We start from the raw sequence: 21,973 nt of genomic DNA on the forward strand, positions 1-21,973 counted from the left end.
ACCAGGGGGCGGGATGAAAGCGTTAACCAGCAGGCAGCAACAGGTCTATGACCTGATTCGCGACCATATTAATCAGACCGGCATGCCGCCAACGCGTGCTGAAATTGCTTCGCAACTGGGCTTCCGCTCGCCTAACGCTGCTGAAGAGCACCTGAAAGCGCTGGCGCGTAAAGGTGTCATTGAAATCGTCTCCGGTGCATCGCGCGGTATCCGCCTGCTGATGGAAGAAGAGGCGAGTGAAGGGCTGCCACTGATCGGTCGCGTCGCCGCCGGTGAACCGCTGCTGGCGCAGGAACATATCGAAGCCCACTATCAGGTCGACGCCAACCTGTTCAAACCCTCTGCCGATTTCCTGCTGCGCGTCAGCGGTATGTCGATGAAAGATATCGGCATTATGGACGGCGATCTGCTCGCGGTGCATAAAACACAGGAAGTGCGCAATGGCCAGGTGGTGGTTGCGCGTATTGATGATGAAGTCACGGTGAAACGCTGGAAGAAGCAGGGCGCGATTGTCCAGCTGCTGCCGGAAAACAATGATTTCCAGCCGATTGTCGTGGATACCCGTGAACAGTCGCTGACCGTGGAAGGGCTGGCCGTAGGCATCGTGCGCAACGGCGAGTGGCTCTGAAACCCGGTTGATCTCCCCCGCTGCGGCGGCGCTCGCGCGCTCGCGCGCTGGCCGCAGTCTGCTCTAATAATACTTTTGTTCCCGGCCCGTAAGGCGCTCGCTCAGGCCGACTACCGTAACCCTCGGGATGGGGCTGATGCAGCTATTTTCCTCCTCTGATAAAGCGCTGTGGCGACTGGCGCTGCCAATGATTCTCTCCAATATCACCGTGCCGCTGCTCGGCGTGGTCGATACCGCCGTGATTGGCCATCTTGATAGCCCGATCTACCTCGGCGGCGTGGCGGTGGGCACCACCGCGACCAGCTTCATCTTTATGCTGCTACTGTTTTTGCGCATGAGCACCACCGGTTTAACGGCACAGGCGTTTGGTGCTGGCGACAAACAGGCGCTGGCGCGCGCGCTGACCCAGCCGCTATTGATCGCTCTGGCCGCGGGTCTGCTGCTGGCGCTACTGCGTTCTCCTGCCAGCAGCCTGGCGGCAACGCTGATGGGCGGCAGCGCGGAAGTCCAGCAGCAGGCGCAGATCTTCATTGAAATCCGCTGGCTGAGCGCACCGGCTACGCTGGCTAACCTGGTGATTCTCGGCTGGCTGCTGGGCGTGCAGTATGCGCGTGCGCCGATGGTTCTGCTGATTGTCGGAAACCTGGTCAACATCCTGCTCGATCTGCTGCTGGTGCTGAAACTGCACTGGGGCGTTGCCGGTGCTGCCGCCGCCACGGCGCTGGCCGAATACGTGACGCTGGCAGTGGGATTATGGATGGTGGCGCGCGTGCTGAAACTGCGCGGCATCGATTTCAAACTGCTGAAAAACAGCTGGCGCGGTGACGCGGCGCGGTTATTTCGCCTTAATCGCGACATCATGCTGCGCTCGCTCATGCTGCAGATTTGCTTTGCCTCACTGACCCTGCTGGGTGCACGCATCGGACCGGATGTGGTTGCGGTCAATGCGGTGCTGTTGATGTTCCTGACGTTTACTGCCTATGCGCTGGACGGCTTTGCTTACGCGGTGGAAGCCTGCTCGGGTGAAGCGGTAGGGGCAAAAGATCGCAGCCGGCTGCTGCTGATCTGGCATGCCGCCTGTCGTCAGGCGGGTATCGTTGCGCTGCTGTTTGCGCTTATTTATGCGCTCAGCGGGCCGCACATTGTTGCGCTGCTTACCTCGCTGCAGCCGCTGCGTGAGATGGCCGATCGCTTTCTGCTGTGGCAGGTGATTTTACCGCTGGTCGGCGTCTGGTGTTATCTGCTGGACGGCATGTTCATCGGCGCGACACGCGGCCGCGAAATGCGTAACAGCATGATCATGGCTGCAGCCGGTTTCGGCATCACTTTGCTAACGCTACCGTGGTTAGGGAATCACGGTTTATGACTGGCGATCACGGTGTTTCTGGCGCTGCGCGGCCTGACGCTGGGATGGATGTGGCGCCGCCACTGGCAGCGTGACAGCTGGTTCAGCCAGCCATAAGCGCAGCGCAGGTACCAGAATAATCTGTAATTCCGTGCACAATCCGAAGTGGCTACTATAATTATCTCAAACGGCGCAGATAAGCAGCGCGTTATATGGTTATTTCCGGCATTACATGAGAAATACACCATCTCACTCAGGAAGACGTGGAGGATTGTTATGAACAAAGACGAAGCGAGCGGAAACTGGAAGCAGTTTAAAGGGAAGTTTAAAGAGAAATGGGGCAAGTTAACCGATGACGATTTGACCGTGATCGAAGGGAAACGCGATCAGCTGGTGGGTAAAATCCAGGAACGTTACGGTTACGCCAAAGATGAAGCTGAACGTGAATTGAAAGACTGGGAAAGTCAAAACAAAGATTACCGCTGGTAAGTCTCCCGCTTTAAGGATGATGCTCCTACCCGCTGATCGTTACGATCGGCCTGGCATACGGACGTGCCAGTTACCCTTTACGCACCTTCCTCTTAGTTTCCACTTCATGATCGTGATGACAGCTACCCGGCTGCGTGCAGGCCGCCACTTCGGCACAGTTTTCACACAGGCCGTGCGCCTCAATAACGCTATGACGTAAGGTAAAACCTGCCTGATCGGCCAACCCGGCAATGATCTTTTCCACGCCGTGCGCGTGCTTCTCACTGACGGCGGCACAGTTGTCGCACACCAGCATCACCGATGTGTGCGCCGGCTCGTCGAAATGGTGGCACACCACATAACTGTTATTTGACTCCACCCGATGAATAAATCCCTGCTCCAGCAGGAAATCCAGCGCGCGATAAATAGTTGGTGGTTTCGCCTGGGGTTCACTGATGCGCAGCTGGTCCAGCAAATCGTAAGCGCTAATGGAACCGTTCTGCTCCGCCATCAGGCGCAGCACTTCTGCGCGCTGCGTAGTGAGGCGCACGCCACGGTCAAGGCACAGAGATTCAGCCTGCGTGAGCAGTTGTTCGGGCGTGAGGTTTGGCATAAGCATTCTCCAGGTGATGGGTGATGTTATTTTATCACACAAACTTTTACGCTGCTGCCATTGCTTTTTTACCTTATATCATCCAGGAAATGTCAGGCTTTCAGCCACTTATCTGCCGCGTTGCGTCCTGGTACCTCCTTCTGTTAAGCCATGCTTTTCCTTCCTGGGTTTTTTCTCACAGGTTTACCCATCTTTTTGCTTTGCAACTCACTGACTTAGTGGCTATGGTTCAAAAGGTTTTAAGTAATTTCTGGCATCAATTTAGCTGACGTTCATATTTCTGCATAAAACAACAGCAGAATGGTGCGGGCGTGACCAATTCTGCGAATAGCAATGCTAATTCCTTTCAATTCACAGCAATAAAGCGTTAGCCAGCGTTCAGAATAGGGCTAATAAACTATTCCGTCGTAGAGACAGTCCACGACAATTAAAAGGTGATGGCAGACTCATGGTGAAGACATTATTCAGACGCAAGAAAATTGCTTATGTTGTTGGTTTTAATGCGGTATTTGTTACCTCATCAGCATTTGCTGCCGGCACCTGGTACGATGCGCGTAACGATGCCATGGGGGGAACCGGTGTCGCTTCCTCAACCTGGAGCTCGGCAGTGCTGGCTAACCCGGCATTGATGACCAAAGCGCAGCCTGAAGATAACGTCAGCATCATTTTTCCTTCAGCCGGTGTGCAGATTACTGACAAAGACAAATTAGTGGATCGCGTAGACGAAATTACTGATACGGTGGACCGCTATCGTGACGTGATCAACAACATCACGCTGCCGGAGATCATCAACGGCGCGCCTCAGGTCAGAGCGGCGGCAGGTGATATGGCCAATCAACTGCGCGATCTGCGCGGTGATAAAGCGAATGGCACCGCAGGCGTGGCGTTAGCCGTCAGCATTCCCAACGAGACCCTTCCTTTCGCCTTCATCACCAAAGCCTACGGCACGGCACACATCCGCGCTAACGTGGTACAGAGCGATATTGATTATCTGGATCAGGTCGCAAATGGACGCATTCCCTTGCCGGGCGACCAAAATAATCTGCGCTCCAGCGCCAACGGCCTGGCTGCGCTGATCACCGATTACGGCGTTGCAATGGCACATGAGTTCACCATCGCTGGTCACCCGGTCTCCGTTGGCGTCACGCCGAAGCTGCAGAAAACCTGGCTGTATAACTATACCGCCAGCGTTTATAACTACGACAAGAATGATATTAACGACAGCCGCTATCGCAGCACCGACACCGGTTTCAACGTCGATGCCGGTATCGCTACCGACTTCGCGGAGAACTGGACCTTCGGCGTGACCGGGCAGAACCTGGTCTCGCGCGATATCGACACCAAAGAGGTTAACGGCTATCGCGATACGTATCAGATTCGCCCACTGGTAACCACCGGCCTGGCGTGGAATCGCGGACCCTTTACCCTGACCGGCGATGTTGATCTGACGGAAACCAAACGTTTTAAATCGCAGGAGAGCAGTCAGTACGCTGGCGTGGGTGGTGAATATCGCGTGCTGGACTGGCTGGCGCTGCGTGCCGGTTATCGCGCAGATATGAAGTCGAATGACACCGATGTGTTTACGGCCGGTCTCGGCGTGTCGCCGTTCAACAATGCGGTGCATCTGGACCTGGCCGGTTCGGTCGGCAAAGACAATACCTGGGGCGCCATGGTGCAGCTCGGGTTTAACTTCTGACCACACGATGACGGGCGGCTGTGTCGCCCGTCACAGCTGTGATATCATTGCGCAGTTTCTCATCACTTAACTGCGGATTTACTGCGTTTCATGACCGATACATTCTCTTCGCAACGTTTCTCCATCGCACCCATGCTGGACTGGACCGACCGTCACTGTCGCTATTTTCACCGTCAGCTGAGCGGCGACACGCTGCTGTACACCGAAATGGTGACCACCGGCGCCATCATCCACGGCAAAGGCGACTATCTGGCCTATAGCGAGGCGGAGCATCCGCTGGCGCTGCAGCTGGGCGGTAGCGATCCGGCTGCGCTGGCAACCTGTGCAAAGCTGGCAGAAGCGCGCGGATACGATGAGATCAACCTGAACGTCGGTTGTCCGTCCGATCGGGTACAGAACGGCCGTTTTGGCGCGTGCCTGATGGGTGAGGCGGCGCTGGTCGCGGACTGTATCAAAGCGATGCGCGATGTGGTCAGCATTCCGGTCACGGTGAAAACCCGCATCGGTATTGACGACCAGGATAGCTACGCCTTCCTGTGCGATTTTGTCGGCACCGTGGCGCAGCAGGGCGGTTGTGATACGTTCATTATTCATGCGCGTAAAGCGTGGCTGTCGGGTCTCAGCCCGAAAGAGAACCGTGAAATTCCACCGCTCGACTATCCGCGTGTTTACCAGCTGAAGCGGGATTTCCCGGCGCTGACCATAGCGATCAACGGCGGCGTTAAGACGCTTGAAGAGGCCAAAGCGCATCTGCAGCACCTGGACGGCGTGATGATGGGGCGCGAGGCCTATCAAAATCCCGGCATTCTGGCGCAGGTTGATCGCCAGTTGTTTGGCCGCGAGACACCGGCGGCCGATCCGGTCGCCGTGGTGCGTTCCATGTACCCTTACATCGAAGCCGAACTGGCCCAGGGCACTTATCTGGGACACATTACGCGCCACATGCTGGGCCTGTTCCAGGGCATCCCCGGCGCGCGCCAGTGGCGCCGTCATCTGAGCGAAAATGCCCACAAACCGGGCGCCGACGTCCGCGTGCTGGAAGCGGCGCTGGCGCTGGTGGCCGACCGCATCGTGCAGGAAGCCTGATCCCGCGAGCCGGCCTGGTCAGGCTGGCAGGACGGTTTAAACCGCACGGTTTCATCGTGCGGTTTTTAATTCACCACCAGTTAGTCAATTTCACCAAATCAACGTCCCCTCTGTCCTGTATCTAAGCGATAATTCAATGGCTTAGCGATCGTTACGACCTGGCACGTATCTTGTAATACCTTCTGCATTACAGATACAGGAGAGCGCTCGTGGAAATATTATTCGTTATCGGCTTTTTTATGATGCTGCTGCTGACAGGCGTATCGCTGCTGGGCGTGATCGCCGCGCTGCTGGTGGCCACCGTGGTGATGTTTCTCGGCGGGCTGTTTGCGCTTGTTATAAAATTGTTGCCGTGGCTGGTGCTGGCGGTGGTCGCCGTGTGGCTGTATCGCGCATTTACCACGCCGCAGGGAGAAGTGAAACTTAACCGGCTGAAAAGGAAAATCAGCGACTTAGAGAAGAGAAGCTGGCGCTAAATGCGGTTACGATCACAGAGTTGGTGATTGCTTAGTACGAATTCGCAATTAAACATATTTTTTACTTATGTTTTCTGTCAGGATAGGTAAAGAAATTCAGACGAATTCATCGCCGCTGTCCCTACACCAGCGCGAACTATAAAAAAGAAAGAAAAGGGCTTCCTTCGGGAAGCCCTTCATCATTTCTGCTATCAGGGAATCAACAGGCTGGAACCCTGAGTGGCACGACTCTCCAGCACCTGATGCGCACGCACTGCATCGCTCAGGGCAAATTTCTGCTGCTCCGGCACGTTAAGCTGAATAGCGCGGCTGGCGATGAGCGAAAACAGTTCGCCGCTGGCGCGATCGAGCTCTTCACGGTTGGTGATATAGCCAAACAGGGAAGGGCGGGTGACAAACAGCGAGCCTTTCTTGTTAAGAATGCCGAGGTCAACGCCGGTCACCGGGCCGGAGGCATTACCAAAGCTCACCATCAGGCCGTGGCGGCGCAGGCTGTCGAGGGACGGTTCCCAGGTATCTTTGCCCACTGAGTCGTACACTACCGCCACTTTTTCACCGTTGGTCAGTTCGCTGACGCGCTGGGCGATATCCTCTTCGCGATAATTGATGGTGGCCCAGGCGCCGGCATCTTTGGCGATCTGCGCTTTCTCCGCAGACCCGACGGTGCCAATCAAATGCGCGCCCAGCGCTTTCGCCCACTGGCAGGCAATCAGGCCCACGCCGCCCGCGGCGGCATGAAACAGGAAAATTTCATCGGCTTTTACTTTGTACGTCTGACGCAGCAGATACTGCACCGTCAGGCCCTTGAGGAAGGAGGCCGCTGCCTGCTCAAAGCTGATGCTGTCCGGCAGAATCACCAGCCGATCTTCTGCCACATTGTGCAGCTCGCTGTAGGCACCCAGCGCGGCCTGGCAATACACCACGCGATCGCCCGGCTTGAAACGCGAAACCGCGCTGCCCACTTTTTTCACGATGCCTGCCGCTTCAGTGCCCAGGCCGGATGGCAGCGAGGAGACCGGATACAATCCGCTGCGCACGTAGGTATCGATGTAGTTAATACCAATCGCCTTGTTCTCCACCTGAACTTCATGGTCGGCGGGATCGGCTAGTGTGAAATCGACCCATTGCAATACTTCCGGGCCGCCGTGCTGGTTGAACTGAATTCGCTTTGCCATTCTGACTCCTGTGATTGTTCATCCTGGGACGGTATACTTGCGCGTCCCTTTCACGATCGGTAATGCATTCACTATGGCAGGAAATAAACCCACCAACAAATCGAACGAACCCCGCGATCGGCAGCTCGAAGGCGTGAAAATGCCGCCGCACTCTCTCGAAGCGGAGCAGTCGGTGCTCGGTGGGTTGATGCTGGATAACGAACGCTGGGATAACGTCTCCGAGCGCGTGGTCGCGGAAGATTTCTTCAACCGTTCGCACCGTATGATTTTCTCCGAAATGCAGCGCCTGCTGGAAGCCGGTCAGCCTATCGATCTGATCACCCTGTCAGAGTCGCTGGAAACGCGCGGCGAGCTGGAAATGGCCGGCGGCTTTGCCTATCTGGCCGAGCTGGCAAAAAATACTCCAAGTGCGGCAAACCTCGGTGCTTATGCCGACATCGTGCGTGAACGTGCGGTGGTGCGTGAGATGATTTCGGTGGCTAACCAGATCGCTGATGCTGGTTACGATCCGCAGGGCCGCAGCAGCGAAGAGCTGCTGGATTTCGCTGAATCCAACGTCTTTAAAATTGCCGAACAGCGCGCCAATAAGGATGAAGGCCCGCAAAATATCGAGCAGATCCTCGAAGCGACGGTATCGCGCATTGAAGCGCTGGTGTCAACGCCGCACGATGGCGTGACTGGCGTCGATACCGGCTATCAGGATCTCAACAAGAAAACCGCCGGTCTGCAGGGTTCAGATCTGATCATTGTCGCGGCGCGTCCGTCGATGGGTAAAACCACTTTCGCCATGAACCTGTGCGAAAACGCCGCCATGCTGACAGACAAACCGGTGCTGATTTTCAGTCTCGAGATGCCCAGCGAACAGCTGATGATGCGTATGCTGGCCTCGCTGTCGCGCGTTGATCAGACGCGTATCCGTACCGGTCAGCTGGAGGATGAAGACTGGGCGCGCATCTCGGCCACCATGGGCATTCTGTTAGAAAAGAAGAACATGTTCATCGATGACTCGTCCGGCCTGACGCCAACAGAAGTGCGTTCACGCGCGCGCCGCGTGTTCCGTGAAAACGGCGGCCTGAGCATGATCATGATCGACTACCTGCAGCTGATGCGCGTACCGGCGCTCTCTGACAACCGTACGCTGGAGATCGCCGAGATCTCACGCTCGCTTAAAGCGCTGGCGAAAGAGCTCAATGTACCGGTGGTGGCGCTGTCGCAGCTTAACCGCTCGCTGGAGCAGCGCGCCGATAAGCGTCCGGTTAACTCAGATCTGCGTGAATCGGGGTCGATCGAGCAGGATGCGGATCTGATCATGTTCATCTATCGTGACGAGGTGTATCACGAAAACAGCGATCTGAAAGGCATCGCCGAGATCATCATCGGTAAACAGCGTAACGGCCCGATCGGCACAGTACGTCTGACATTCAACGGCCAGTGGTCACGCTTTGATAACTACGCCGGACCGCAATACGACGACGAGTAATCGCGCTTCCACAGTTGCATGCACGATTTGTGCATGCATTTCACGTCATCAGAAAATAGTGTTGGACAACCTCGTCAATTATCAGGTTATCTGTAGCAAAGCGAATCCTATAACGCTGTGGACACAGAATGACTCAGGTAGACGATTACGACCTTAAGATACTGACACTACTACAATCTAACGGCCGCCTTACCAACCAGGAACTCAGTGATTTAGTCGGACTTTCGGCGTCGCAATGTTCACGCCGGCGCATTAATCTCGAACAGGCAAATCTTATTCTCGGCTATCACGCGCGGCTCTCGCCGGACGCGGTAGGGCTGGGCATGGTCGGCTTGATCGAGGTGCGACTAAAAAATCACACGCCCGATTACGAAGAGAGTTTTCACCGCATGGTGGAGCAGGAAGCGGCGATTGTCGACGCGTTCAAAACCACCGGTGACGCCGACTATCTGTTAAAAGTCGCGGTGGCCGATTTAGCGGCGCTGAGCGCGCTGATCAGTCAGCTCGTCGCTGGCCATCAAAGCGTGGCCCACGTGAAAACCTCGGTGGTACTCAACCGTTTAAAAGAGAACGGCTTGATGATGATCCCCGAGCACAAAGTGCGCCAAAAGAGTGCATGATGTGCCAGTGTGGTGCAGATTTGTGCCGTTTTTCGCGCAAAGCGCGCACCAGAAACCGAATTTGTGCATGAATCGATTATTTTACAGCAGATTGATGCACATAAACCTGCAATAAAGCGCCTTAGTTATCAATTGGATAATCGCTGGCACCCATCGGCGGCGACAGGAAGCCGCCGATGTGGTGCGTTTTTTGCAAATGAACGCCATCATTTGCAAAGAGATCGCGCCATGGATAACGCTGTACAACCTTCCCGCATTCCCCACACCCGTACAGAAGATGCGCTGGCTATCGTGCTTGGCACGCTGATGGTGTCGTTTGGCGTCATTTTGCTGAAACAGGCGGGCGCGCTGACCGGCGGTACGGCGGGCGTGGCTTTTCTCATCAGCTACCTGTCGCCGCTCTCGTTCGGCAGCGCCTTCTTTCTGATTAACCTGCCGTTTTACTGGCTGGCCATTCGTCGCATGGGCTGGGAATTTACCCTGAAAACCTTCTGTGCAGTGGGGCTGGTATCGCTGTTCACCCATTTGCACCCGCTGTTTATCCATTTTTCTGCGCTAAATCCGTTTTATGCGACATTGTTCGGTAACGTGGTGATGGGGATTGGGTTTATAGTGTTGTTTCGTCACAAAGCCAGCCTCGGTGGTATCAATATTCTGGCGCTCTGGCTGCAGGATCGCTCTGGTCTGCGCGCCGGCAAACTGCAAATGGCGCTGGATACCTGTGTGGTACTGGCCTCGCTTTTTGTGGTATCGCTGCCGATGCTGCTGGCCTCCATCGCCGGCGCGGTGATGCTCAATCTCATCATCGCCATGAATCACCGTCCCGGCCGCTATTTTGTTTGATGACGTCGACCCACACATTTATGAATAATCATGGAGATCTGCACCGTGTTTCAAAACGTTGATGCCTATGCTGGCGATCCGATTCTGTCGCTGATGGAAACCTTCAAACAGGACCCGCGTGACCACAAGGTGAATCTGAGCATCGGCCTCTATTACAACGAAGCCGGCATCATTCCTCAGCTGCAGGCGGTGGCCGCCGCGGAAGAGCGTTTGCAGGCGCAGCCACATCAGGCTTCGCTCTATCTGCCAATGGAAGGGCTGGGTCCGTATCGTAACGCCATTGCGCCGCTGCTGTTTGGTAAAGAGCACCCGATGCTGCAGGCGGGGCGCATTGCTTCCATCCAGACGCTGGGCGGATCCGGTGCGCTGAAAGTGGGCGCAGATTTCCTGAAGCGTTACTTCCCGGACGCCAGCGTATGGGTCAGCGATCCGACATGGGAAAACCATGTGGCGATCTTTAACGGTGCCGGTTTTAACGTTAACACCTACCCGTGGTACGACGACGCCACCAACGGCGTGAAGTTCGATGCCTTCATCGCCAAACTGAAAACGCTGCCGAAGCAATCCATCGTGTTGCTGCATCCGTGCTGCCACAACCCGACCGGTGCGGATCTGACCAACGCGCAGTGGGATCAAACCGTTGAGGTCCTGAAAGCGCAGGAGCTGATTCCGTTCCTCGATATCGCCTACCAGGGCTTTGGTGCCGGTATGGAAGAGGACGCTTACGCGATTCGCGTGATTGCCGCGGCGGGCCTGCCGGCGCTGGTGAGCAACTCCTTCTCGAAAATCTTCTCGCTGTACGGTGAGCGCGTGGGCGGGCTGTCGATTGTCTGCGACAGCGCAGAAGAGTCGGCACGCGTGCTGGGTCAGCTGAAAGCGACCGTGCGTCGCAACTACTCCAGCCCGCCGAACTTCGGTGCTCAGGTGGTTTCCTGCGTGCTGAACGACGAAGCGCTGCTGAACAACTGGCTGGCGGAAGTGGAAGCGATGCGCCTGCGCATCATCGAAATGCGCCAGGTGCTTGTCAATGTGCTGAACAGTAAACTGCCCGGCAAAAACTTTGATTATCTGCTGAAACAGCGCGGCATGTTCAGCTATACCGGCCTGAGCGCGCAGCAGGTGGACCGCCTGCGCGAAGAGTTCGGTGTGTACCTGATCGCCAGCGGCCGCATGTGTGTCGCCGGTCTCAACAGCCGCAACGTCAATCAGGTAGCTGAGGCGTTTGCTGCCGTAATGTAACCGACGCGATGCCTGTCAGCCCGCGGCTGGCAGGCACTCGTTCAGCCATCCACACATTGTCTGTTCCCGCTGTACCTTCTGCCGCCCCCCGCTTTTCCACGCTTCTCTTTGCCGGCCATGCTTGCTGGCGGCCGCATTCCGCATGGGTATAACACCTTAACCCCGGGTAATCGGGACGGGTCTTGTGTGTTCCTGTTAGAGAGGGCGCTATTTTTTGCCGGCGCGCTTTGGCGCACTGCCAGAGCGCTCGCCAATCACAATAAGGAACCGCCCATGAGCTATTTCCCTTCCGCACTGAAACCCCTCTGCATTGCCATGACGCTGGCGCTCGCACTGCCTGCTGCGGCCGTTGAGCTGACGCGTGATAACGGCGCGCCGGTCGGCGATAACCAGAATTCACAAACTGCCGGCGCTAATGGCCCGGTGCTGTTACAGGACATGCAGCTGATTCAAAAGCTGCAGCGCTTTGATCGTGAACGTATTCCGGAACGTGTGGTGCACGCACGTGGCACCGGCGCGCACGGTGAATTTCGCGCCAGCAAAGATATCAGCGATCTGACTATCGCTGAGGTGTTTAAACCGGGAACGGTGACGCCCGTCTTTGTGCGCTTCTCCAGCGTGGTGCACAGCAAGCATTCGCCGGAAACGCTGCGCGATCCGCGTGGTTTTGCCACCAAATTCTATACCAGCCAGGGCAACTGGGATCTGGTGGGCAACAACCTGCCGGTGTTCTTCATCCGCGATGCGATCAAGTTCCCTGATATGGTGCACGCGTTTAAACCGGATCCGCGCACTAACCTCGATAACGATGCGCGCACCTTCGATTTCTTCTCCCACGTACCGGAAGCCACGCACGCGCTCACCATGCTGTTCTCCAACATGGGCACGCCGGCGACCTATCGCGAAATGGACGGTAACAGCGTGCACGCCTACAAATTTGTGAACAGCAAAGGCGAAGTGCACTACGTGAAGTTTCACTGGAAGACGCTGCAGGGCGAACGCAACCTCGATCCTACTGAATCGGCAGCGATCCAGGGCCGCAGCTACAGCCACATGACAGAAGATCTGGTGGCGGCGATTAACCGCAAAGCGTTTCCGAAGTGGGATCTCTACATTCAGACCATTAAAGCCAGCGAACTGGATAAGTTCGATTTCAATCCGCTCGACTCCACCAAAATCTGGCCGAACGTGCCAGAGGTGAAAATCGGGCAGATGGTGCTGAATCGCAACGTCGACAACTTCTTCCAGCAAACCGAGCAGGTGGCGATGGCGCCGTCCAATCTGGTGCCGGGCATTGAGCCGTCTGAAGATCGCCTGCTGCAGGGCCGCCTGTTCTCTTATGCTGACACCCAGCTGTACCGCGTGGGCACTAACGGCCTCAGCCTGCCGGTCAACGCGCCGCGCGTACCGGTCAGCAACGGCAATCAGGATGGCCTGATGGATAGCGGTAACGCCGATGACAAGGGCGTTAATTACCAGCCAAGCCGCATCTATCCGCGTGAAGAGCTGCAAAGCGCGCGTTACAGCCATACGCCGCTTAGCGGCAGTACGCAGCAGGCGATAATCGCCAAACCGCAGAATTTCCGCCAGGCAGGGGAGCTGTATCGTTCCTTTAACGCGAAAGAGCGGGGCGATCTGATCACCTCTCTCGGTGGCGCGCTGAAAAGCGCCGACGCGCAAAGCCGGCTGGCGATGCTCTCGTTCTTTTATAAGGCCGATAGCGAGTACGGCACGCGTCTGGCGGCGGTAACGCAGGACGATATCACCACGGTAAAAGCGCTGGCTGACAAGCTGAGCGACTGATGCGCCGGCGGCAGAGCAAGCGCTCTGCCGCTTTTTCCCGCTGAAGGGTTTACCTTTCGCCGACATGCTGCACACTTAAGTAAACGGTTTAACCCAGGAATGTGGCATGTGGCAGCAACAAACTCTCACGCTGAGCGCGAAGGCGCGCGGCTTTCATCTGATCACCGACGAGATTGTCGGCCAGCTTAATGGCTTAACGGACCTGCGCATCGGCCAGCTGCATCTGCTGTTGCAGCACACCTCAGCGTCGCTGACGCTCAATGAAAATTGCGATCCTACGGTGCGCAGCGACATGGAGCAGCACTTTCTGCGGCACGTTCCAGAGGATGCGCCCTATCAGCACGACTATGAAGGCGCTGACGATATGCCGGCGCACATCAAATCGTCACTGCTTGGCGTATCGCTGCTGATCCCGGTCAGCCGCGGCAAACTGCTGCTCGGCACCTGGCAGGGGATCTGGCTGGGTGAACATCGGGTACACGGCGGCGCGCGGCGCATCGTCGCCACCTTACAAGGGGAATAAAACATGAACACGTCGGATTTACTGACCTACTGCATGAGCAAACCGGGCGCTTCACAAAGTTATAAAGATGAGTGGGACGCAACCCAGGTGAAGAGCGATGGCGTGCTGTTTGCCATGGTGCATGACGTTGAAGGGCGACCGGCGTTGTCGCTGAAGACCTCGCCCGCGCTGGCGGAGTTATTGCGCGATGAACACCACGATGTGTTTCCCAGTGAACATCTCAATAAGTCGCACTGGAGCACGCTGTGGCTGGATGGATCGCTGAAAGATTCGCAGATTTACTATCTGGTTGATGCGTCATGGCAACAGGCTGACGCCACGCGCGCGGCGGGCGTCAGCCATGATGATGAGACGCGCTGATTAAGCCGCAGACTCTTCACGCAGGGTGTTGATATCAATCACGAAGCGATACTTCACGTCGCTTTTCAGCATGCGCTCGTAGGCGTCGTTGATTTGGTTCATGGCGATCAGCTCGATATCCGAAGTGATACCGTGCTTGCCGCAGAAATCCAGCATCTCCTGGGTTTCAGCGATACCGCCAATCAGTGAACCGGCAATGCTGCGACGCTTGAGGATCAGGTTAAACACCTGCGGTGCCGGGTGATCGTGCTCCGGCGCGCCAACCAGCGTCATGTTGCCGTCGCGCTTCAGCAGGGCGATAAACGGGTTGAGATCGTGCTGCGCGGCGACGGTATTTAAGATGAAGTCGAAGCTGTTGGCGTGCTGCGCCATCTGGTCAGCATCTTTCGAAATCACCACTTCGTCAGCGCCGAGGCGTTTGCCATCTTCAATTTTTGACGGTGACGTGGTGAACAGCACCACGTGCGCGCCCATCGCATGCGCGATCTTCACCCCCATATGGCCGAGGCCGCCCAGACCGACGATACCAACTTTTTTGCCGGGACCGACATTCCAGTGACGCAGCGGGGAATAGGTGGTTATACCGGCGCACAGCAGCGGCGCAACGCCCGCCAGATCGAGGTTTTCCGGTACGCGCAGCACAAAGCTTTCATCAACCACCATGCTGGTGGAGTAGCCGCCGTAGGTGATGGCGCCGGTTTCACGATCCTGGCCGTTGTAAGTGCCAACAAAGCCGTTTTCACAGTACTGCTCGAGTCCTTCCTGACAGCTTGGGCAGCTGCGGCAGGAGTCGACCATACAGCCGACGCCGACTAAATCGCCCACTTTATATTGGTGCGTGTGCGCGCCAACGGCGGTGACGCGACCCACGATTTCATGGCCTGGCACCACCGGGAATACGGTGTTGCGCCATTCGTTGCGCGCCTGGTGCAGGTCCGAGTGGCAGACGCCACAGTACAACACTTCAATCTGCACATCATGAGCGCGCAGTTCGCGCGGCTTATAATCGAACGGGGCGAGTTTGGCTTTCGCGTCCTGTGCGGCATAGGCATGCGTAATATTCATGGTGTCTCCAGTCAGATGTGTCGTGAGTATTTTTTGCGAGGGGTCCGTTCAGTGATGACACTGAAGGACAGAGGCGCGTCAGCGGCGCCAAAAAGGAACGCAGTAAGAATAGTCAGCGGGACGCGATGCGTATATGCCTGAAGTTGTCTGTTTCTTGCCTGTTTCTGCATTTGCTAAGGCATTCAGACAATGGCACCGGCTGGCGAGTAACCGGAGCGGTAAGCCGTGGCGAGATCAGAAAAAACGCGCCGCAACAGCGGGTGCGGCGCGTTAAACCTACTTTTTCAGCATCGGCTTGAGGAAGCGTGCAGTATGCGATTTTTCGCACTGTGCAACGGTTTCCGGCGTACCAGCCACCAGGATTTCACCACCGCCGCTGCCGCCTTCCGGACCGAGATCGACAATCCAGTCAGCGGTTTTGATCACGTCGAGGTTGTGCTCAATCACCACGATGGTATTGCCCTGATCGCGCAGCTGATGCAGCACTTCCAGCAGCTGCTGGATATCGGCAAAATGCAGGCCGGTGGTCGGTTCATCGAGAATGTACAGCGTCTGACCGGTACCGCGCTTCGACAGTTCACGCGCCAGTTTAACGCGCTGCGCTTCACCGCCGGACAGCGTGGTTGCCGACTGGCCAAGACGAATATACGACAGGCCGACATCAATCAGCGTCTGCAGCTTACGCGCCAGCGCAGGTACCGCATCAAAGAACTCACGCGCCTCTTCGATGGTCATCTCCAGCACTTCGTGAATGCTCTTGCCTTTGTATTTAATCTCCAGCGTTTCGCGATTATAGCGTTTGCCTTTGCACTGATCGCACGGCACATAAATGTCCGGCAGGAAGTGCATTTCGACCTTGATTACGCCGTCGCCCTGACAGGCTTCACAGCGCCCGCCACGCACGTTAAAGCTGAAGCGGCCCGGATTGTAGCCACGCGAACGCGCTTCCGGCACGCCGGCAAACAGTTCACGCACCGGGGTAAAAATCCCGGTGTAGGTGGCCGGGTTTGAGCGCGGGGTCCGGCCGATGGGGCTCTGATCGATGTCGATCACTTTATCGAAATGCTCCAGCCCGGCGATCTCGCGATACGGTGCAGCTTCACCGCTGGTAGCACCATTCAGCTGGCGCTGCGCAATCGGGAACAGCGTATCGTTAATCAGCGTTGATTTGCCGGAACCGGACACGCCGGTGATACAGGTAAACAGCCCAACCGGAACCGTCAGCGTGACATCCTTCAGGTTATTACCGCGCGCGCCGCTCAGTTTCAGTACTTTGGACGGATCGCCTTTCACCCGCTCTGCCGGCACCGCGATTTCACGCTTGCCGCTGAGGAACTGACCGGTGAGAGAATCTTCGTGCGCCATAATGGCATGCACATCACCCTCGGCTACCACCTGGCCGCCGTGCACGCCAGCGCCCGGACCGATATCAATAATGTGGTCAGCGGCGCGAATCGCGTCTTCATCATGCTCAACCACGATCACGGTATTACCGAGATCGCGCAGGTGAATCAGCGTCGACAGCAGGCGCTCGTTGTCGCGCTGATGCAGACCGATGGACGGTTCATCCAGTACGTACATGACGCCAACCAGACCGGCGCCAATCTGGCTCGCCAGACGAATACGTTGTGCTTCACCGCCGGACAGCGTTTCCGCTGAACGCGACATCGACAGATAATTCAGGCCGACGTTGACCAGGAAGCTCAGACGGTCGCCAATTTCCTTCAGCACTTTCTCGGCGATTTTGGCGCGCTGGCCGCTCAGCTTCAGATTGCGGAAGAAGTCCATGGCGTGGCCGATGCTCATATCCGAGATGGTCGGCAGGTTGGTATCTTCCACGAACACATGGCGCGCTTCACGACGCAGGCGCGTCCCTTCGCAGCTGGCGCAGGCGCGGTTGCTGATAAACTTCGCCAGCTCTTCGCGCACCGCGTTGGATTCCGTCTCTTTGTAGCGGCGCTCCATGTTATGCAGCACGCCTTCGAACGGATGACGACGCACCGAGGTATCGCCGCGATCGTTGATATATTTGAACTCAATGTTCTCTTTGCCGGAGCCGTACAGAATCACCTCGCGCGCTTTGTCGCTCAGGCTATTGAACGGCGCTTCGACATCGAAATCCAGATGTTCCGCCAGCGAGCGCAGCATCTGGAAATAGTAGAAGTTACGGCGATCCCAGCCGCGAATGGCGCCACCGGCCAGCGACAGCTCCGGATTTTGTACCACGCGATCGGGATCGAAATATTGCTGAACGCCGAGGCCGTCACAGGTCGGGCAGGCACCGGCCGGGTTATTGAACGAGAACAGGCGCGGCTCCAGCTCACGCATGCTGTAACCGCACACCGGGCAGGCAAAATTGGCCGAGAACAGCATCTCTTCGGTATCGGGATCGTCCATATCCGCGACGATCGCCGTGCCGCCACTCAGTTCCAGCGTCGTTTCAAAGGATTCGGCCAGACGCGTCGCCAGATCGTCACGCACGCGGAAACGATCGATCACCACCTCAATGGTGTGTTTCTTCTGCAGCTCCAGCTTGGGTGGATCCGACAGATCGCACACTTCGCCATCGATACGTGCGCGGATGTAGCCCTGCGCCGCCAGATTTTCCAGCGTTTTGGTGTGCTCGCCTTTGCGATCTTTTACCACCGGCGCCAGCAGCATCAGGCGCCGACCCTCTTCCTGCGCCAGGACCTGATCGACCATCTGGCTGACAGTTTGTGCCGCCAGCGTGACGTTATGATCCGGACAGCGCGGCTCACCCACGCGGGCAAACAGCAGACGCAGGTAGTCATGAATTTCAGTGATGGTGCCGACGGTCGAGCGCGGGTTGTGCGACGTCGATTTCTGCTCAATGGAAATGGCAGGCGACAGCCCCTCAATGTGGTCTACGTCCGGTTTCTCCATTAAGGAAAGAAACTGGCGCGCATAGGCAGAAAGCGATTCAACATAGCGGCGCTGGCCTTCGGCATACAGCGTATCAAACGCCAGCGAAGACTTACCGGAACCCGACAGACCGGTCACTACAATGAGCTTGTCGCGTGGGATGATCAGGTTGATATTCTTCAAATTATGGGTGCGAGCACCGCGGACTTCAATCTTATCCATTCACCTTTCCCGGATTAGGCAACGCTCGCCATGCCTTGCCAGCACGACCAGCAGAAACGCATCATTATGGCACAAAAAATAAACTGAATAAATATCCAGTGTTTTTGCTATCCTGTCACGGTCGAAAAACTGGAATCCCGCTCGAAAGTGGGAAGCGTCATTGTGACGTGATACAATTTTTCGCTTAGACTTTTAGCATCAACTCATCGGGAGACAGCAACATGGCCAGTCGTGGCGTAAACAAAGTGATTCTTGTCGGGAATCTGGGTCAGGATCCGGAAGTGCGCTACATGCCGAATGGTGGCGCGGTAGCCAACATTACGCTGGCCACGTCAGAGAGCTGGCGCGACAAGCAAACCGGTGAAAACAAAGAGATCACCGAGTGGCACCGCGTCGTGCTGTTCGGCAAGCTGGCTGAAGTCGCCGGCGAATATCTGCGTAAAGGTTCGCAGGTCTACATTGAAGGCCAGCTGCGCACCCGTAAATGGCAGGACCAGAGCGGTCAGGATAAATACACCACCGAAGTGGTGGTGAACGTGGGCGGCACCATGCAGATGCTGGGCGGCCGTCAGCAGGGCGGCAACGGCGGTGGCGCACCGATGGGCGGCCAGGGCGGCGGCAACAATAACGGCTGGGGCCAGCCGCAGCAGCCGCAGGGTGGGGGCAACCAGTTCAGCGGCGGCGCGCAGCAGCGTCCACAGCAGCAGAGCGCACCGGCGAACAACGAACCACCAATGGATTTCGACGACGATATCCCGTTCTGATTGGCGCACTGATCAACGCATTATCCAGCCCTCGCTTCTGCGAGGGCTCCATTTCAAAAGCTCTTGTCCAACAAAACTTTTCTCTCCGCACGTTCATACAACGACGTTAATGCGCGCGCCACTCCCGCAGTAATTCTTCCGTGGTTTTAACCCGCACCGGATTGCCCGGCATGATCAAATCCGCCCACACTTCGTTGTGCTGATTAATAAGCTGCTGCGCCGACACATAAGTGCGATCGGCGGTGGTGTGGGCGTCGGCCGCCACGGTGATGTGATAGCCAAGGCTGGCGCCGACTTTGATGGTGGTATCGACGCAATAATCGGTGGCGCAGCCGCAAATGACAAAGCTTTCAATCTGATGCTGTTCAAGCTGCGCCGCGAGCCCCGTTTGCCAGAAGCTGTCGCAGGCGGTTTTGGTGATGTAAAGCGCGCCGGCGGGTTGTTCCAGTTCGGCGACCATTTGCCAGTCTGCGGAGTCGACGGCTAAATCCGGCCCGCTATGCTGAATAAAAATGACCTGATCGGCGGCGGCCATCAGCTGATTAATGCGCGCGCAGCGTCCGGCGCGGTCGTAACGCGGCGTTGCCAGCACGCCATTTTGCATATCCACTACCATTACCACCCGTTGTGCCATTGTCGCCTCCTTTATAGGTCAGGCCCCAGTGTCGCGCTGAACGGGTAGGCGCGTAAAGCGATTGGGCTTTGCTTTTTTTGTGCGCGCCGCGCATGCTTACTGCCTGATAGCGTATGGAGGTGTGTGGTGACGGTGGTTCCCGAAGTCTTTCCCTGTGAGCAGGATCGTGCGCAGTTTCAGCACTTTGCTGAGCTGCCAGGCATTGAGCTTTATCAGGCGCACATCTCCCGCTACGCTTTTGAGCCCCATACCCACGAAGCCTTCGGGATTGGCACCATTGAATCCGGCGCGCAGCGCTTTCGCTACCGCGGCACCAATTATGTCGCGCCGGTGCATTCGCTGGTGATGATGAATCCCGATGAACTGCACACCGGTGAATCGGCCTGCGCCGAAGGCTGGCGTTATCGCATGATCTATATCGATCCGGCGGAGATGGATCGACTGACCGGCGATCGCAACTGGTGGTTCAGCGATGCGCTGCGTACCGATGCGCGTCTGGCACAACCTTTCTCCCATGCGCTGGCACAGATGTGGCAGGCGCAAAGTGCGCTGGAGCGGCAGGGTGCGCTGCTGGATCTGCTGGAGTGGCTGCGTCCGCTGGCGCAGCAGGGCGTCGCGAGGCCGCGTGAAGGCGCCCACCGCTTTGATGTGGTAAAAGCCTGGCTGCGCGATAACCTGGCAGAGCCGGTGCGGCTGGAAGAGCTGGCGGCGCTGGTATCGCTGTCGCCGTGGCATTTTCTGCGCAGTTTCAAACAACACTTTCACGTCACTCCCCATCAAATGTTGATGGCCTTCCGCCTGTTCGAAGCCAAGCAGCGGCTGGCGCAGGGCGAGAGTGCCGCCAGCGTGGCGGCGGCGGTTGGCCTCACCGACCAGGCGCATCTGACGCGGGCGTTTGCCCATCGCTACGGCATCACGCCGGGACGCTATCAAAAGCAGGTGTTCAGCGGACGTTAACCGCAATCTGCTACAAGCCTTTCGCCTTTTCCTGCGCCACACTGTGGCGGATTAAAGATAAAGGAAAGGTGTATGTTTGCAGGAATAGTGTTTGCCCTCGCGGCGGGGCTGATGTGGGGCATGATTTTTGTCGGGCCGCTGCTGATACCCGATTATCCGGGCACGTTGCAATCGGCGGGTCGCTATGTTGCCTTTGGTCTGGTGGTGCTGCCGCTGGCGTGGCTTAGCCGGCGTCGGCTAAAACAGCTGACGCGTCCGGACTGGACGGAGGCAGTGAAGCTGTCGCTGGTGGGTAATCTGCTCTATTACGCCTGCCTTGCCAGCGCGATTCAGCGCACCGGCGCACCGGTCTCCACCATGATCATCGGTACGCTGCCGGTGGTGATCACCGTCACCGCTAACCTCTGTTACGGCGATCTCGAAGGGCGCCTGCCATGGCGCCGGCTGATGCCCGCACTGGTCATCATTGCTGCCGGTCTGGGCTGCGTCAACGCGGCGGAACTGCACGGGCAGGGGCCGGCATTTGATCTCTGGGGCTACCTGAGTGGCCTGCTGCTGGCGGTGCTGGCAGTGGTGTGCTGGACCTGGTATCCGCTGCGCAATGCGCGCTGGCTGCGCGAACATCCTCAGCACAAACCGTCGAGCTGGGCCACCGCGCAGGGGCTGGTGACATTGCCGCTGGCGCTGGTGTTCTATGGGCTGGTGAGCCTGCAGATTCACTGGCAGCAGCCCGATTTCGCTTTGCCGTTCGGCCCGCAGCCGGCGCGCTTTATCTGGCTGATGCTGGCGATTGGTTTGTTCTGCTCATGGCTGGCGGCGCTGTGCTGGAATGCCGCCAGTCAGCGTTTGCCAACGGTTGTGATGGGGCCGCTCATCGTATTCGAAACGCTCTCTGGCCTGCTGTGGACCTTTATTTACCGCCAGAGCTGGCCACCGCTGCTCACCAGCATCGGTATCGGCTGTCTGATCGTTGGCGTGATCTATGCCATGCGCATTAAACCGCAGCGGCTGACCGCGCTTCCTTAACCCTGCCTCGCTGCTGAGTCATCCACTCAGCAGCGCTTTCCCCTGATATTTTAGGAATTTGACCAGC

General features: G+C 57.1%; 20 protein-coding genes and 1 pseudogene. 16 read left to right on the forward strand and 5 right to left on the reverse strand.

Translation table 11 applies throughout. The features are described from left to right. Positions 1 to 13 precede the first annotated feature (13 nt). From lexA to H7K56_RS16790, 3 genes and pseudogenes are all read left to right on the forward strand, one after another. Positions 14 to 628, forward strand: coding sequence for a transcriptional repressor LexA (gene lexA, locus H7K56_RS16780; protein WP_031279762.1), 615 nt, complete (start codon positions 14 to 16; stop codon positions 626 to 628). Between the two features lie 136 nt (positions 629 to 764). Next, positions 765 to 2,090: pseudogene (dinF, locus tag H7K56_RS16785) on the forward strand (MATE family efflux transporter DinF). A gap of 159 nt (positions 2,091 to 2,249) precedes the next feature. Next, positions 2,250 to 2,462 (forward strand): CsbD family protein, encoded by a 213-nt coding sequence (locus H7K56_RS16790; protein WP_021507857.1) that lies wholly within the window; start codon positions 2,250 to 2,252, stop codon positions 2,460 to 2,462. Positions 2,463 to 2,532: 70 nt separating this feature from the next. On the opposite strand, the gene zur is transcribed toward H7K56_RS16790, so the two are convergent. Then, positions 2,533 to 3,054, reverse strand: coding sequence for a zinc uptake transcriptional repressor Zur (gene zur / locus H7K56_RS16795; RefSeq protein WP_150360497.1), 522 nt, complete (start codon positions 3,052 to 3,054; stop codon positions 2,533 to 2,535). Between the two features lie 448 nt (positions 3,055 to 3,502). Between zur and H7K56_RS16800 the strand changes: the two genes are divergently transcribed. The 3 genes from H7K56_RS16800 (at position 3,503) to pspG (ending at position 6,312) form a co-directional block, all read left to right on the forward strand. Next, a complete protein-coding gene (locus H7K56_RS16800) occupies positions 3,503 to 4,750 on the forward strand; it encodes a conjugal transfer protein TraF (protein ID WP_058780893.1) in 1,248 nt (415 codons plus the stop codon). Positions 4,751 to 4,840: 90 nt separating this feature from the next. Further along, on the forward strand, positions 4,841 to 5,836 hold the full coding sequence (gene dusA / locus H7K56_RS16805) for a tRNA dihydrouridine(20/20a) synthase DusA (protein WP_150360496.1): 996 nt from the start codon (positions 4,841 to 4,843) through the stop codon (positions 5,834 to 5,836). 209 nt (positions 5,837 to 6,045) lie between these two features. Beyond that, positions 6,046 to 6,312 carry an envelope stress response protein PspG gene (gene pspG, locus H7K56_RS16810; RefSeq protein WP_058770016.1) on the forward strand — a complete coding sequence of 89 codons (267 nt, stop codon included), beginning with the start codon at positions 6,046 to 6,048 and terminating at the stop codon, positions 6,310 to 6,312. Between the two features lie 191 nt (positions 6,313 to 6,503). Here pspG and H7K56_RS16815 read toward each other — a convergent pair whose 3' ends face one another. Then, positions 6,504 to 7,487: a quinone oxidoreductase gene (locus H7K56_RS16815; protein WP_058774935.1), complete on the reverse strand. Its 984-nt coding sequence runs from the start codon at positions 7,485 to 7,487 to the stop codon at positions 6,504 to 6,506. A gap of 73 nt (positions 7,488 to 7,560) precedes the next feature. Here H7K56_RS16815 and dnaB point away from each other — a divergent pair, with 73 nt between their 5' ends. The 7 genes from dnaB (at position 7,561) to H7K56_RS16850 (ending at position 14,355) form a co-directional block, all read left to right on the forward strand. After that, entirely contained in the window at positions 7,561 to 8,967 is a 1,407-nt protein-coding gene (gene dnaB, locus H7K56_RS16820) for a replicative DNA helicase (protein WP_021507851.1), read from the forward strand. 128 nt (positions 8,968 to 9,095) lie between these two features. Further along, entirely contained in the window at positions 9,096 to 9,587 is a 492-nt protein-coding gene (locus tag H7K56_RS16825; protein ID WP_058757562.1) for an Lrp/AsnC family transcriptional regulator, read from the forward strand. 228 nt (positions 9,588 to 9,815) lie between these two features. Continuing rightward, positions 9,816 to 10,430 (forward strand): YitT family protein, encoded by a 615-nt coding sequence (locus H7K56_RS16830; protein WP_021507849.1) that lies wholly within the window; start codon positions 9,816 to 9,818, stop codon positions 10,428 to 10,430. Between the two features lie 45 nt (positions 10,431 to 10,475). After that, complete coding sequence (locus H7K56_RS16835) at positions 10,476 to 11,669, forward strand: amino acid aminotransferase (RefSeq protein ID WP_031279758.1); 1,194 nt, start codon at positions 10,476 to 10,478, stop codon at positions 11,667 to 11,669. A 315-nt stretch (positions 11,670 to 11,984) separates the two neighbouring features. Continuing rightward, positions 11,985 to 13,472, forward strand: a complete 1,488-nt coding sequence (locus H7K56_RS16840; protein WP_375140418.1) for a catalase — start codon at positions 11,985 to 11,987, stop codon at positions 13,470 to 13,472. 106 nt (positions 13,473 to 13,578) lie between these two features. Then, on the forward strand, positions 13,579 to 13,995 hold the full coding sequence (locus H7K56_RS16845) for a secondary thiamine-phosphate synthase enzyme YjbQ (protein WP_021507846.1): 417 nt from the start codon (positions 13,579 to 13,581) through the stop codon (positions 13,993 to 13,995). Positions 13,996 to 13,998: 3 nt separating this feature from the next. Beyond that, complete coding sequence (locus H7K56_RS16850; RefSeq protein ID WP_021507845.1) at positions 13,999 to 14,355, forward strand: MmcQ/YjbR family DNA-binding protein; 357 nt, start codon at positions 13,999 to 14,001, stop codon at positions 14,353 to 14,355. Here H7K56_RS16850 and H7K56_RS16855 read toward each other — a convergent pair whose 3' ends face one another. Continuing rightward, on the reverse strand, positions 14,356 to 15,420 hold the full coding sequence (locus H7K56_RS16855; RefSeq protein ID WP_150360494.1) for an NAD(P)-dependent alcohol dehydrogenase: 1,065 nt from the start codon (positions 15,418 to 15,420) through the stop codon (positions 14,356 to 14,358). A 276-nt stretch (positions 15,421 to 15,696) separates the two neighbouring features. Further along, entirely contained in the window at positions 15,697 to 18,525 is a 2,829-nt protein-coding gene (gene uvrA / locus H7K56_RS16860; RefSeq protein WP_021507843.1) for an excinuclease ABC subunit UvrA, read from the reverse strand. A gap of 221 nt (positions 18,526 to 18,746) precedes the next feature. On the opposite strand from uvrA, the gene ssb1 reads away from it, so the two are divergent. Continuing rightward, entirely contained in the window at positions 18,747 to 19,289 is a 543-nt protein-coding gene (ssb1, locus tag H7K56_RS16865; RefSeq protein ID WP_021507842.1) for a single-stranded DNA-binding protein SSB1, read from the forward strand. A gap of 106 nt (positions 19,290 to 19,395) precedes the next feature. On the opposite strand, the gene H7K56_RS16870 is transcribed toward ssb1, so the two are convergent. Continuing rightward, complete coding sequence (locus tag H7K56_RS16870; protein WP_150360493.1) at positions 19,396 to 19,923, reverse strand: isochorismatase family protein; 528 nt, start codon at positions 19,921 to 19,923, stop codon at positions 19,396 to 19,398. A gap of 126 nt (positions 19,924 to 20,049) precedes the next feature. Between H7K56_RS16870 and H7K56_RS16875 the strand changes: the two genes are divergently transcribed. Together H7K56_RS16875 and H7K56_RS16880 are read left to right on the forward strand one after the other, a co-directional pair. Continuing rightward, positions 20,050 to 20,880 carry an AraC family transcriptional regulator gene (locus tag H7K56_RS16875; protein WP_058757554.1) on the forward strand — a complete coding sequence of 277 codons (831 nt, stop codon included), beginning with the start codon at positions 20,050 to 20,052 and terminating at the stop codon, positions 20,878 to 20,880. 72 nt (positions 20,881 to 20,952) lie between these two features. Then, on the forward strand, positions 20,953 to 21,906 hold the full coding sequence (locus H7K56_RS16880) for a DMT family transporter (protein ID WP_150360492.1): 954 nt from the start codon (positions 20,953 to 20,955) through the stop codon (positions 21,904 to 21,906). The last annotated feature ends 67 nt before the right edge of the window (positions 21,907 to 21,973 follow it).

The organism is Pantoea dispersa (assembly GCF_014155765.1).
Lineage (GTDB): Bacteria > Pseudomonadota > Gammaproteobacteria > Enterobacterales > Enterobacteriaceae > Pantoea > Pantoea dispersa.